We start from the raw sequence: 13,075 nt of genomic DNA on the forward strand, positions 1-13,075 counted from the left end.
GTCATTGCGCAATAGGGACATCATGGACCTCGTTCGAACTGATGTTTTGATACCGGCAATGAATTGCAGCAGGATTACGCAATGCAAAACGCCGCGGGCATGGTGACCTGCGGCGCTTTGTTTTCATTCAGCGTTGGAACCTGCGGTTCCCGCAGCTTACTGGAAGTAGCTCTGCAGCGGCTTCACTTCCAGATTGCCGGCCTTCAGCGCCTGGATGGCAAGCGCTGCTGCTTCCGCACCCGCCATCGTCGTGTAGTAAGGCACCTTCTGCATCAGCGTCGCGCGGCGCAAGGACTTCGAGTCCGAAATCGCCTTGTTGCTGTCGGTGGTGTTGATGACGAGCTGGACCTGACGGTTGCGGATGGCGTCTTCGATATGCGGACGACCTTCCTGCACCTTGTTGATCTTTTCGGCGTTGATGCCCTTTTCGGCAAGGAAACGCTGGGTGCCGCCGGTGGCCAGCACCTTGAAGCCGCTTTCCACGAGAATGCGGATGGCCGGCAGAACGCCTTCCTTGTCCTCGTCACGCACCGAGACGAAGACCGCACCGGAGCGGGGCAGGTCGACGCCGGCGCCGAGCTGGCTCTTGGCGAAGGCGAGCGCGAAATCCGTGTCGAGGCCGATGACTTCGCCGGTCGAGCGCATTTCCGGTCCGAGCAGAATGTCGACGCCGGGGAAGCGCGCGAAGGGGAAGACGGCTTCCTTGACGGCAATGTGCTTGAGGTTGCGCGGATCGGGCTTCTGGCCATAGGCGGCAATCGCCGGATCGAGCTTCTCGCCGGCCATGACGCGGGCGGCGATCTTGGCGATCGGCGCGCCGATGGTCTTGGCCACGAAAGGCACGGTGCGCGAGGCGCGCGGATTGACTTCGAGAACGTAGATCGTGCCGTCCTTGATGGCATATTGCACGTTCATCAGGCCGCCGACATTGAGCGCCTTGGCAAGCGCCGTCGTCTGGCGTTCCAGCTCGTCGACGATCTCCTTCGACAGCGAACGGACCGGCAGCGAGCAGGCCGAGTCGCCCGAATGGATGCCGGCTTCTTCGATGTGCTCCATGATGCCGGAGACGAAGACGCTTTCGCCGTCGCACAGCGCATCGACGTCCACTTCCACGGCGTTGGTCAGGTAGCTGTCGAACAGCAGCGGGTTCTTGCCGAGCAGGGTGTTGATCTGGCCGGTCTTATCGTTCGGGTAACGCTGCTTGATGTCCTCGGGTACGAGGCCCGGAACTGTGTCGAGCAGATAGGTCTGGAGCTGGCCTTCCGAATGGATGATCTGCATGGCGCGGCCACCCAGAACGTAAGACGGGCGAACGACCAGCGGGAAGCCGATTTCCGAGGCAACGAGGCGGGCCTGCTCGACCGAATAGGCAATGCCGTTGTTCGGCTGGGCAAGATCGAGCTTCATCAAGAGCTTCTGGAAACGGTCGCGGTCTTCGGCAAGGTCGATCATGTCAGGCGCGGTGCCGAGGATCGGGATACCGTTCTTCTCCAGCGCTTCGGCGAGCTTCAGCGGGGTCTGGCCGCCGAACTGCACAATGACGCCGACGAGTTCGCCCTTCTCCTGTTCCGCGCGCATGATCTCGATCACGTCTTCGGCCGTCAGCGGCTCGAAATAGAGACGGTCGGAGGTGTCGTAGTCGGTGGAAACGGTTTCCGGGTTGCAGTTGATCATGATCGCTTCAAAGCCGGCATCCTTCAGCGCGAAGGCGGCATGGCAGCAGCAGTAGTCGAACTCGATGCCCTGGCCGATACGGTTCGGCCCACCGCCGAGGATGACGACCTTCTTACGGTCGGAGACCTGCGCTTCCGAGCGGGCTGCGCCGACGAAGGGAATTTCATAGGTCGAATACATGTAAGCGGTCGGCGACGCGAATTCGGCCGCACAGGTGTCGATACGCTTGAAGACCGGGCGGACGTTCAGGCTGTTGCGCAGCTCGGCCACTTCCTTCGGGCGCTTGGAGGTCAGGCTGGCGAGGCGGGCATCGGAGAAGCCCATGGCTTTCAGCATGCGCAGGTTTTCGGCATCCTGCGGCAGGCCGTGCTCGCGGATGCGGGCTTCCGTATCCACGATGGCCTTGAACTGGGCGATAAACCACGGGTCGATCTTGGAGTTTTCGTGGACTTCCTCTTCGGTCATGCCCATGCGCAGCGCCTGAGCGACCATGCGCAGCCGATCCGGCGTCGGTGTGCCGATGGCGGCGCGGATCGCGTTCTTGGAGCCTTCGCCCTCTTCGTAACCGGGGATTTCGATTTCATCGAGACCGGTGAGGCCGGTTTCGAGGCCACGCAGCGCTTTCTGCAGCGATTCCGCAAAGGTGCGGCCGATGGCCATGACTTCACCGACCGACTTCATGGCGGTGGTGAGGATCGGCGATGCGCCCGGGAACTTTTCGAAGGCGAAACGCGGGATCTTGGTGACGACGTAATCGATCGACGGTTCGAACGATGCCGGGGTCGCGCCGCCGGTAATGTCGTTTTCGAGTTCGTCCAGCGTATAGCCGATGGCGAGTTTGGCGGCGATCTTGGCAATCGGGAAGCCGGTTGCCTTCGACGCGAGAGCAGACGAGCGCGAGACGCGCGGGTTCATTTCGATGACGACGAGGCGGCCATCCTTCGGATTGACGGCGAACTGCACGTTCGAGCCGCCGGTTTCCACGCCGATCTCGCGCAGCACCGCAATCGAGGCGTTGCGCATGATCTGGTATTCCTTGTCGGTCAAGGTCAGCGCCGGTGCAACGGTGATCGAGTCACCCGTGTGGACACCCATCGGATCGATGTTTTCGATGGAGCAGATGATGATGCAATTGTCCGCCTTGTCGCGGACCACTTCCATCTCATATTCCTTCCAGCCGAGCACCGATTCTTCGACCAGAACTTCCGTCGTCGGCGAGGCGTCGAGACCGCCCGAGACGATATCGAAGAATTCCGAGCGGTTATAAGCAATGCCGCCGCCGGTGCCGCCGAGCGTGAAGGACGGGCGGATGATGGCGGGCAGGCCGACATGATCGATGGCCTGAGCGGCAATCGCCATGGCGTGGGCCATGTAACGCTGCTTGCGGTCGGTTTCGCCGAGGTTCCACTGGTTTTCGAGATCGTCCAGGGCCTTGTCGAGATCGGGGCCTGAAAGCTTGCTCTTCAGCTCGGTGCGGGCGGCCTCGTGCTTTTTGCGGTCGGCATCCTTGATTTCGGTGGCGTTGGCCAGCATCGAGCGCGGGGTTTCAAGGCCGATGCGGGCCATGGCCTCGCGGAAGAGCGCGCGATCTTCCGCCATGTCGATGGCTTCGGGCTTCGCGCCGATCATTTCGACGTTGTAGCGATCGAGAACGCCCATGCGCTTGAGAGAAAGCGCGGTGTTGAGCGCCGTCTGGCCGCCCATCGTCGGCAGAAGCGCGTCCGGACGCTCCTTGGCGATGATCTTGGCGACGACTTCAGGGGTGATCGGCTCGACATAGGTTGCGTCGGCAAGGCCCGGATCGGTCATGATCGTGGCCGGGTTGGAGTTGACCAGAATGACCCGGTAACCTTCTTCCTTAAGCGCCTTGCAGGCCTGCGTGCCGGAATAGTCGAATTCACATGCCTGACCGATGACGATCGGGCCTGCGCCAATGATGAGGATGGACTTGATATCTTGGCGCTTCGGCATGGCTCTCTCGTTCCGCTTTTTGGTTGCGCAAAACACCGGCCAGGGTGGAAGATCACCGGCCGGGGAGCGCAATTCAAATGTTTTCAGGCTAGAAGCGGCTTATAGGCAAATGTTTTTGAGAACGGAACCCCATAAATTCCGGAATCGACAGAAACTCTTAACGGGCAGGGGCATGTGCGGTGAAACGGGCCTGGACCGCTGCACTATAGGAGCGGCTGACGGGGATTTCCGTACCGTCTTTCGTGATCACGTGCAGGCGACCGGCTCGTTTGCGCAGCAAGGTGACGTCGGCATCGGCAATCCAGTGCGACCGGTGCACCTGCAAGCCTTCCGTATGGCCTATTTCCTTCAGCGCGTCGGAGAAACGCAGCAGAACGAGATGACGCCCGCGCGTGGTGACGATTTCAGTATAGTGGTCCTGCACTGACAGTCGCAGCAATTCTCCGCGCTTTTGCGGCGGCAGGCGCTCCAGCAGCGGCGCGGTGCTTTTCACCTCGCATCCGGTGTTTTTGCCTGTGCCCATTATGGCGATTGGCGCTGTTGCAAGCGGCTGGCTGGCGGTGAGATAGCTTAGCAGGCAGAAGATGGCGCAAAGAGGCAGGGATGACAGGCTGCTTTGTAGAAATGGGCCGAAACCCATTTCCGTGCCCGAAAAGATCCGGTTGGTAATGGTAAGCAGGAGCCCTATCGGCAGGGCGGCCGTCAACGAGCCGATCATCATGCGCGCCAGCATATTCCTGATATTATCGGCGAAGACGCGGTTGGCGACGATGGAAAAGGATATGGCAAGTATCCAGGCGCCGGCCTGTACGATTGTCCAGTAAAGCAGCCGCTCGGCGAAGCTCATGGTTTCGCTCGTGCCGAAAGGCCCGGTCACGATGAAGATCGCCAGCACCGCGAGAAATGTCAGCCATAGCCTGGACGATTGCAGGATGGCGTGCATTTCACGAAGCGTGGACTGCAGATACGGGTGATCCACGAAGTTTTCCTGCGGTTGGCGTCAATCCGTTTTTCCTGAGCGCATGTTTTGCCGAAATTGCCGGTGATTTCAACCGAGCCGAAACAGCACCCATGTCACTTCAGCCATTGTTAGACGCACCGCTTGCCGTGCAATTCCATGTCGCCACTGTCGTTCCTGCGGCCATTCTCGGCGCCTTCATTTTCCTGCGTCCCAAGGGCGACGCCATTCACCGGCTGCTCGGCAAGATCTGGGTGATGCTGATGGTGACGACTTCCATTTCAACCTTCTTCATCCATGAGCTGAAGATGTTTTACGGTTTCAGCCCCATCCACCTGCTCTCCGTCTTCACCATTTATGGATGTCTGCAATCGGTCCATTTTGCGCGCCGCGGCGATATCGCCCGTCACATGCGGATCATGCAGAGCGTTTATCTCGGCGGCATCGTGATTGCCGGAGGTTTCACCTTCGTTCCGGGACGCATCATGCACGAGGTTGCTTTTGGTGATGGCAGAGCCGGATTTGTGGCGTTTTTGGCTGGCGCTGTCCTGTTTACCTTCCTGTTTGTGATCGTGCTGAAACAAAGACGCAGGACTGCGTGAGAGACTCCGTTTGCCGCCTCTGCTTTCTTCCGGAACAAGATGTATTATAGTGCCGTTATATGGCAGCTTGTTGAGGCGGAACCGCCGGGAGAAGAGCATGGAATGGAGAGGGCGCCGCCAGTCGGACAATATCGAGGACCGGCGCGGCATGTCGGCGGGATCGGGCGATCCTTTTTCCCGTGGCGGGATGCGCGTGCCAATCGGGCGTCGCGGCGGCGGTATAGGGATTGGCGGTCTTCTCGTCATTCTGCTCATCAGCTGGGTGCTTGGGATCAACCCGCTGACGCTGCTGACGGGCGGCGATTTGTCGATGGATGGCGGCGGCACGACGCAACAGCAGTCCGGCACGCGTCCGCAGGGCCAGTCGTCCGACGAGACGACCGCCTTCGTACGCACCGTGCTGGCGGAGACCGAGGATACCTGGAGCGGCATCTTCCAGTCTGCCGGCGAAACCTATCAGAAGCCGACGCTGGTTCTGTTCTCCGGTCAGGTGTCTTCCGCCTGCGGTTATGCTTCCGCTGCCAGCGGCCCGTTCTATTGCCCTGGTGACCGCAAGGTCTATCTCGATACCAGCTTCTTCAAGGAACTGGACCAGCGTTTCGGCGCGGCCGGCGATTTCGCGCAGGCTTATGTGATTGCACATGAGGTGGGCCACCACATCCAGAACCTGACCGGCGTCCTGCCGGAGTTCAATCGCCGCCGCCAGTCGATGAGCCAGGTGGATGCCAACAAGATGTCGGTGCGTGTCGAGCTTCAGGCGGATTGTTATGCCGGCATCTGGGGCAAGTTCACCGAGCAGAAGGGCATTCTCGAGGCCGGCGATCTTGAGGAAGCGTTGAACGCGGCTCACCAGATCGGTGACGATACGCTGCAAAAGCAGACACAGGGCTATGTGGTGCCTGACAGCTTCAACCACGGTACCTCCGCGCAGCGCATGGAGTGGTTCAAGCGCGGTTTCCAGAGCGGCCGTGTCGAGGACTGCGATACGTTCTCGGCAGATATCTGAAAACCACCAGGCGAGGGGGCTTTCCAGCCCCCATTTTTATTCAGCGCATCAAAAGCGCCACGGCATACATGCCGAGGGCGAAAACCGTATGGGCCACAAGGTTGAGGAAGCGGACCTTGTTCGGGTTGGGGGTCTTCGACGCCGCCCAGCCAATACCGAGTCCCGGCTGCAACAGGAACCAGCCCGCGCCGACCGTTATGATGCCGACGACCCACGGCTCAATGAAGGAAGGATTGGCAAACCACGCGGCCGGGACCACCAGAGCAAGAACGATGCCATAAAGAATGCCGACGGCGTAATGCGAAATCCAGCCGAGCGCCAGTTCGTGCTCATAGGGTGCCGCCGTGGCGATGCTGTCGTGGAATAACCGGCCCTTCGGCACATGCCAGAACCAGCGGCCGACCGGCGCCCAGTTGGGCGCGGACTGGCCGAAAAACCGGTGCAGCACGATTGCCCATATATCCATAAACACGGTGCCGCCAATGCCCATGGCAATGCCGCGCCAAATCAGTTCCAGCATGAATCCCTCCGCATGATCATGATCGATCAAGCTCTAGCGGATCGCGCCGGTGGCGGAAACCGGCTATTGCCGGGGCGGACAAGAAAATGGCCGGATCGCTCCGGCCATTTCCGCTTTTGCCATCACGCAGCCCGCCCATATTCCGCTCGCCGCTGGGTTGCCGTAGCAAGCTGGAATTGTGCGAGCAGCTCGTTGAGCGCTGCCGCTTCAGAGGCGAGCCCATGGCTTGCGGCCGTCTGTTCCTCGACCATGGCGGCATTCTGCTGCGTACCCTGATCGATGGTGTTGATGGCTGTGTTGATTTCCTGAAGGCCGGTCGACTGTTCGCGCGATGAGGTCACGATAGCGTCGATGTGGCGATTGATCTCCTGCACTTCGCGGACGATGGTTTCCAGCGCCTTGCCGGCATTGCCGACGAGATCGACGCCGGACTGCACCTGCGATGTCGAGGCGTTGATCAGCGTCTTGATCTCCTTTGCCGCATTGGCCGAGCGCTGGGCAAGCTCGCGCACTTCCTGGGCGACGACGGCAAAACCCTTGCCGGCCTCACCGGCACGGGCGGCCTCTACACCGGCGTTGAGCGCGAGCAGGTTCGTCTGGAAGGCAATTTCGTCGATCACGCCGATGATGTTGCTGATCTCGGACGACGATTTTTCGATGCCTTCCATCGCGCGAACCGCATCTTCGACAATGACGCCGGACTGTTCGGCATTGCTGCGGGCGCGGTCGACCAGACGTCCCACTTCTTCCGCGCGGCGGGCGGAATCCTTGACGGTGGTGGTGATTTCCTCAAGCGCCGCCGCAGTCTCTTCCACGGACGCCGCCTGCTGTTCGGTGCGCCGTGCGAGATCGTCGGCGGACTGGCGGATTTCGCCGGCGCCGGCGTCGATGGCGCGGGCGTTCTGGCCGACGGTGCTGAGCGCTGCATTCAGCTTGGCAACGGAATTGTTGAAATCGTCGCGCAGGCGATCGATGCGGGAGACGAAAGGCGTATCGATGCGATAGTTGAGATCACCGTCGGAAAGATGCGCCAGACCTTTGGCAAGCGAGTCGACCGCGAACTGGATGTCCGCCGCGTCTTTTGCTGCCGCTCTTTCCCGCTCGTTGCGCTCCTGTTCGGAGAGCGTGCGGTTCTGCTCGGCGTCGCCTTCGAGGCGCAGGCGCTCCATGGCGTTCGAGCGGAACACGGCAACGGCTGCGGCCATCGAGCCGATCTGGTCGGTGCGTTCCTGACCGGGAATGGCGACATCGAGATTGCCGGCGGCAAGCCCTTCCATGGCCGACGTCATCTGCGTGACGGGGCGGACGATGAAGCGGGAAAGGACGGTTGCAAGAAGTCCGATCATGATCGTGGCTGCGAGGATCGTGGCGATGGTTGCCGCCAGCCGGAACTGGCCGATTGCGCTGTAGGCGACGTCGGAATCGACGACGAAACCGAGATACCAGTCGACCGAAGGCAGGCCGGCTACGGGAATGAAGCTGGTGATCTTGCCCTTGCCGTCGATCTCGGTCTTTGAAATCGCGGAGGAAATCGCCGGCGTATCGACCTTGAAGAGATCGGCCAGCGGCTTGTCGACGAATTTTGGGTCGGGATGGATGAGGATCTTGCCGTCCTTGCTAACGAGGAAGGCGTATCCATCCGTGCCGGCATCCACCGACTTGATCATCTTCACCAGCGAATCCAGCGAGAAGTCACTGCCTGTCACACCAGCAAGCTTGCCGTCGATGGAAACGGGAATGGCGGCGGTGATGATGAGGCCGCCGGTGGAGGCGTCGTTGTAGGGTTCGGTCAGAACCGTCTTGCCGGCTTTCACGGCATCCAGATACCACGGACGCTTTCGCGGATCGTAGCCTTCCGGCAGCGGTGTCTTCGGGAAGGTTGTAAAGGTACCTGTCTCGGCATTGCCGAAATAGGTCGACATGAACTGTGCCGTCAGCACGTCGTTTTCCAGAAACCGCAGCTTCGCGTCGTCCTCCGGGAGCTTGGCCAAGGTCGCTGCCACCGTTTCCGTCAGCATGATGCGGCCATTCAGCCAGTTGGCGATGCTTTGCGCAGCCTGCTTGCCGGAGGAATCGATGTTTTCCGCGACTGCTTCGGTCGTAACCCGATGCTGTAGGCTGTCGATGTAATAGGAAAAGCCTGCAAAGGCTGCGACGACGAGAGATGACGCGGCAACAAGAATGCGCGTCATGAGATTTGTTTTCTTCGGCAAGCTACAGATCCTTGAAGCCGGATGTACCGTCGAGGTCATCTTCAACATTGATGGGGGAAACATGCCTCAAAGGCGGGAATATTCTGCGTCATGCAGCTTATGATTTTAAAGAACTATCCGATGTTCTAATAAATAGAGGCGAATGGTAAAATTGGACTAAATTTGTCTTTCGTCAGGGCGCAATACGGTCGGATTTCGCCTGGCTGCCGATCTGCGTAATTTTTAACCATGCACTGCTGCCGGTTGCATGCAGACAGCGATTATTTTATTCATCCCTGTGCTGCCGTTGCGCAATTCGCGGGCAACGGCCAAAGTTCAGGTGAATTACAATGTCTTCGTCGGTTGTTGCAGGAACCGTTCCTTCCGGATCGGGGTCGTGGTTTTCGCATTTTAAGGCTACGCTTGCGCTCGGAATTCCGCTCATCGGTGCGCAGCTCGCACAGCTTGGCATCCATACAACGGATATGGTCATCGTCGGCCAGCTTGGAGCCGAGAAGCTGGCGGCCATGGTGTTGGCCGGGCAGTTCTTTTTCGTCGTCTTCATTTTCGGCTCCGGCTTTTCCGTCGCCGTCGTGCCGATGGTAGCGCAGGCCTATGGGCAGGGCGATGCAACGTCCGCGCGCCGATCGCTGCGCATGGGCATGTGGGTGGCGATCGCCTATTGGCTGCTGGCTCTCCCGATCTTCATGAATGCCGAGCGCATTTTGCTCGCGCTTGGGCAAAACCCTGACGTGGCCGCATTGACAGGTCATTATCTTGCCATCGCCAAATTCGGCCTGCTACCGGCATTGCTGTTTTATGTGCTGCGCGGGCTTGTCAGCGCTATCGGCCGAGCTGGCGTCATTCTTTATGTAACCATCATCATGCTCGTCATGAATGGTATATTGGCTTACGCGCTCGTGTTCGGCCATTTCGGCCTGCCGGCCATGGGCATGAATGGCGCGGCCGTCGTTGCCGTCATCGTCAACACTTTCAGCTTCATCTTCATCGTCGCTTATGTGCAGACGCGTGACGAAACGAAGAAATACGAGCTCTTCGTGCGCTTCTGGCGACCGGATTGGCATGCGCTTTTCGAAGTGCTGCGTCTTGGACTGCCGATCAGCATCACCATTCTTGCCGAAGTGACGCTGTTTGCTGCAGCCTCCATTTTGATGGGGCAGATCGGCACCGTGCAGCTTGCGGCGCATGGTATTGCCCTGCAGCTTGCCTCCATCGCCTTCATGATTCCGCTCGGTCTTTCCCAGGCGGCGACGGTTCGCGTGGGCGTGGCGCGGGGGCAGGGGGATTTCAAGAACCTCATCCGCGCCTCGATCATGATTTATGCCATTGCCTGCGGCATCGCCATTTGCGGCGGCATCCTGTTTGCGGCCGTGCCGGAATTCCTGGCGAAATGGTTCCTGGATGCGAAATTGCCCGAGGCGGCGGAAGTGCTTGCCTATGCCAGCAGTCTGGTGGTGATTGCCGGCATCTTCCAGCTGGTGGATGGTATTCAGGCGGTCACGGCGGGCCTGCTGCGCGGGTTGAAGGATGCACGCATACCGGCGATGCTGGCACTGATTTCCTATTGGCCGATCGGCCTGGCGCTTGCCTGGACCATGGCCTTTCCGCTCGGTTTCGGCGGACGCGGCGTCTGGTTCGGCTTCGTCATCGGTCTTTCGACGGCTGCCGTTCTTCTCACCATCCGCTTCGTGTTGCTTGTGAAGCGTGAAATGAAAACGGCCCGCTGAGAAGCGGGCCGTATGTAACTTCCGGATTGGAAAAGTATCAGCGCTCGGCGAGCGCTGCCTCACCCTTCTTTTCACGCAGCAGGTTGACGAAGCGGCGGAAGAGATAGTGGCTGTCCTGCGGGCCCGGCGATGCTTCCGGATGGTGCTGGACGGAGAAGACCGGCTTGCCGGTGATGCGCAGGCCGCAATTGGTGCCATCGAACAGCGAGATATGGGTTTCCTCGACGCCCTCGGGCAGCGACTTGGTATCGACCGCAAAGCCGTGGTTCATCGAAACGATTTCAACCTTGCCGGTCGTGAAGTCCTTCACCGGGTGGTTCGCGCCGTGATGGCCCTGATGCATCTTCTCGGTCTTTGCGCCCACGGCAAGACCGAGCATCTGGTGACCGAGGCAAATGCCGAAGATCGGCAGGTCGGTCTTGATGAGGTTCTGGATGACGGGAACGGCATATTCGCCCGTCGCAGCCGGGTCTCCCGGACCGTTGGAGAGGAACACGCCATCCGGCTTCAGCGCCATGATGTCTTCCGCAGACGTCTGCGCCGGAACGACCGTAACCTTGCAGTCCAAACCGGCAAAGAGGCGCAGGATGTTGCGCTTGACGCCGAAATCGACACAGACGACGTGGTACTTCGCATCGGCTTCGCCGAGCGTGCCGTAACCCTTGTTCCATACCCATGGCGTTTCCGTCCAGGTGGAGGACTGGCCGGATGTCGCTTCGATCGCGAGATCGAGGCCGACGAGACCGCTCCATGCCTTGGCTTCCGCCTTCAGCGCCTCGATGTCGAAAACGCCGTTCGGATCATGGGCGATGACCGCGTTCGGCGCACCGTTTTCGCGGATCCAGGCCGTCAGCGCGCGGGTGTCGATGCCGCAGAGGCCGATGACGCCGCGGGCCTTCAGCCAGGCATCCAGATGCTTGACGGCGCGGAAGTTCGAAGGGTCGGTGATGTCGGCCTTGAAGATGACGCCGACGGCGCCGCGGCGGGCGGCGGGTGTGAGGTCTTCAATGTCTTCGTCATTGGCGCCGACATTGCCGATATGCGGGAAGGTGAAGGTAACGATCTGGCCAAGATAGGAAGGGTCGGTGAGGATTTCCTCGTAACCCGTCAGCGCCGTATTGAAGCAGACCTCGGCCTGAACCTTGCCGGTTGCGCCGATGCCCGTTCCTTCAATCACCGTGCCATCGGCAAGAACAAGCATTGCGGTCGGTTTGCGGGTAGTCCAGGGCGCTGTCTCGGTCATCTCGTTCCGTTTCTGCCGCTTCGCACCCCGCCTCTTGAAAGGCAGGGGGTAAGGGGCCATTTTTGTCGCAGGCTTCGTGACATAAAGGGGCGCGCGATAAAGCTCGCGTTCCGACCCTTCGTTAAAATCTCGTGCAGGTGCCGGAAAATAACGAAAGCAGCCCAAGCGGTCAACCGCAGGGCCAAGATTTACGCGGAATTAAACCACCGTATTTTCAAGGTCTTATGCATTTGATTTGCTTGAGCGTGTCTGCTCGTTTATGTCGTTTCGCAAAATGAGGTGGAAAGTTTCCGTATCAAGACGCTGCGGAAAGCGCTTTCCCAAGGAGAAGAAAAATGATGCGCGACACGTTCGCAACCGCTTTGAAGGACGCATTGAAGGGTCGTGATGCACGCCGCACCTCGACCGTGCGTCTCATCCAGACTGCCATCAAGGATCGCGATATCGCCAATCGCGGCGTGGGCAAGGACCCCGTCAGCGACGAAGATATCATGCAGATTCTGACCAAGATGGTGAAGCAGCGGGAAGAATCCGCAAATATCTATGAAGGCGCCGGCCGTCCCGAGCTTGCCGCTCAGGAGCGCGAGGAAATCGTCATCATCAAGGAATTCATGCCGGAGGAAATCCCGGCCGAGAAGGTGCGCGAACTCTGCCAAGCCGTCATCGCCGAGACCGGCGCCGCCGGCCTGCGCGACATGGGCAAGTGCATGAACGCGCTGAAAGAGCGTTATCCCGGCCAGATCGACTTTGCGAAGGCCTCCGGCGTGGTCAAGGATTTGCTGAAGTAGTTTTCGCCATTTCTGAGAAAGTAAAGGCAGGGCAGCCATGGCTACCCTGCCTTTTTTCTGCCGACGAAGATGCATTCCGGCGGATCAAAATGCTCTTCCACGCAGGCTTTTTCGGGGGGACGTGCCTGCGGGTGTCGGCAGATGTATGGAAATTTCAAACACTGCCTTTGACTATGTTTTGTTTTTACATCGTCGCAACACGTCGCTCAAATTACAAAAACATAATTTTGGGTGATGTTGCACCGCCATAAATTTGCCGGAAGCTGGCGCAATGGCGGCATCGTTTTCATCTCTGTAGCCTGTGAATATCGGGTATTGTCTTTCTTTAGGTTGGTGCTCAAGCCTTTCTGCGCTTATATGAAAGACTGGCCTC

General features: G+C 59.5%; 9 protein-coding genes. 4 read left to right on the top strand and 5 right to left on the bottom strand.

What is annotated here, in order from left to right; all coding sequences use genetic code 11:
* Positions 1-156: 156 nt before the first annotated feature.
* Together carB and BS627_RS10035 are read right to left on the bottom strand one after the other, a co-directional pair.
* Positions 157-3,645 (bottom strand): carbamoyl-phosphate synthase large subunit, encoded by a 3,489-nt coding sequence (gene carB, locus BS627_RS10030; protein ID WP_077983083.1) that lies wholly within the window; start codon positions 3,643-3,645, stop codon positions 157-159.
* 157 nt (positions 3,646-3,802) lie between these two features.
* A complete protein-coding gene (locus tag BS627_RS10035; protein WP_077983084.1) occupies positions 3,803-4,624 on the bottom strand; it encodes a LytTR family DNA-binding domain-containing protein in 822 nt (273 codons plus the stop codon).
* Positions 4,625-4,716: 92 nt separating this feature from the next.
* On the opposite strand from BS627_RS10035, the gene BS627_RS10040 reads away from it, so the two are divergent.
* Together BS627_RS10040 and ypfJ are read left to right on the top strand one after the other, a co-directional pair.
* On the top strand, positions 4,717-5,205 hold the full coding sequence (locus BS627_RS10040; RefSeq protein WP_077983085.1) for a DUF2306 domain-containing protein: 489 nt from the start codon (positions 4,717-4,719) through the stop codon (positions 5,203-5,205).
* Between the two features lie 97 nt (positions 5,206-5,302).
* A complete protein-coding gene (gene ypfJ / locus BS627_RS10045; protein ID WP_077983086.1) occupies positions 5,303-6,211 on the top strand; it encodes a KPN_02809 family neutral zinc metallopeptidase in 909 nt (302 codons plus the stop codon).
* Positions 6,212-6,251: 40 nt separating this feature from the next.
* On the opposite strand, the gene BS627_RS10050 is transcribed toward ypfJ, so the two are convergent.
* Positions 6,252-6,731 carry a DUF2938 domain-containing protein gene (locus BS627_RS10050; RefSeq protein WP_077983102.1) on the bottom strand — a complete coding sequence of 160 codons (480 nt, stop codon included), beginning with the start codon at positions 6,729-6,731 and terminating at the stop codon, positions 6,252-6,254.
* A 122-nt stretch (positions 6,732-6,853) separates the two neighbouring features.
* Complete coding sequence (mcpU, locus tag BS627_RS10055; RefSeq protein WP_077983103.1) at positions 6,854-8,944, bottom strand: methyl-accepting chemotaxis protein McpU; 2,091 nt, start codon at positions 8,942-8,944, stop codon at positions 6,854-6,856.
* Between the two features lie 329 nt (positions 8,945-9,273).
* Between mcpU and BS627_RS10060 the strand changes: the two genes are divergently transcribed.
* The gene (locus tag BS627_RS10060; protein WP_077983087.1) at positions 9,274-10,671 is read left to right on the top strand and encodes an MATE family efflux transporter; all 1,398 of its coding nucleotides are present in this window, start codon (positions 9,274-9,276) and stop codon (positions 10,669-10,671) included.
* 37 nt (positions 10,672-10,708) lie between these two features.
* Here BS627_RS10060 and carA read toward each other — a convergent pair whose 3' ends face one another.
* A complete protein-coding gene (gene carA / locus BS627_RS10065) occupies positions 10,709-11,914 on the bottom strand; it encodes a glutamine-hydrolyzing carbamoyl-phosphate synthase small subunit (protein ID WP_077983104.1) in 1,206 nt (401 codons plus the stop codon).
* 335 nt (positions 11,915-12,249) lie between these two features.
* Between carA and BS627_RS10070 the strand changes: the two genes are divergently transcribed.
* Positions 12,250-12,702: a GatB/YqeY domain-containing protein gene (locus tag BS627_RS10070; protein WP_077983088.1), complete on the top strand. Its 453-nt coding sequence runs from the start codon at positions 12,250-12,252 to the stop codon at positions 12,700-12,702.
* Positions 12,703-13,075: the final 373 nt, after the last annotated feature.

It is taken from the genome of Agrobacterium salinitolerans (assembly GCF_002008225.1).
In the GTDB taxonomy this organism is placed as follows: domain Bacteria; phylum Pseudomonadota; class Alphaproteobacteria; order Rhizobiales; family Rhizobiaceae; genus Agrobacterium; species Agrobacterium salinitolerans.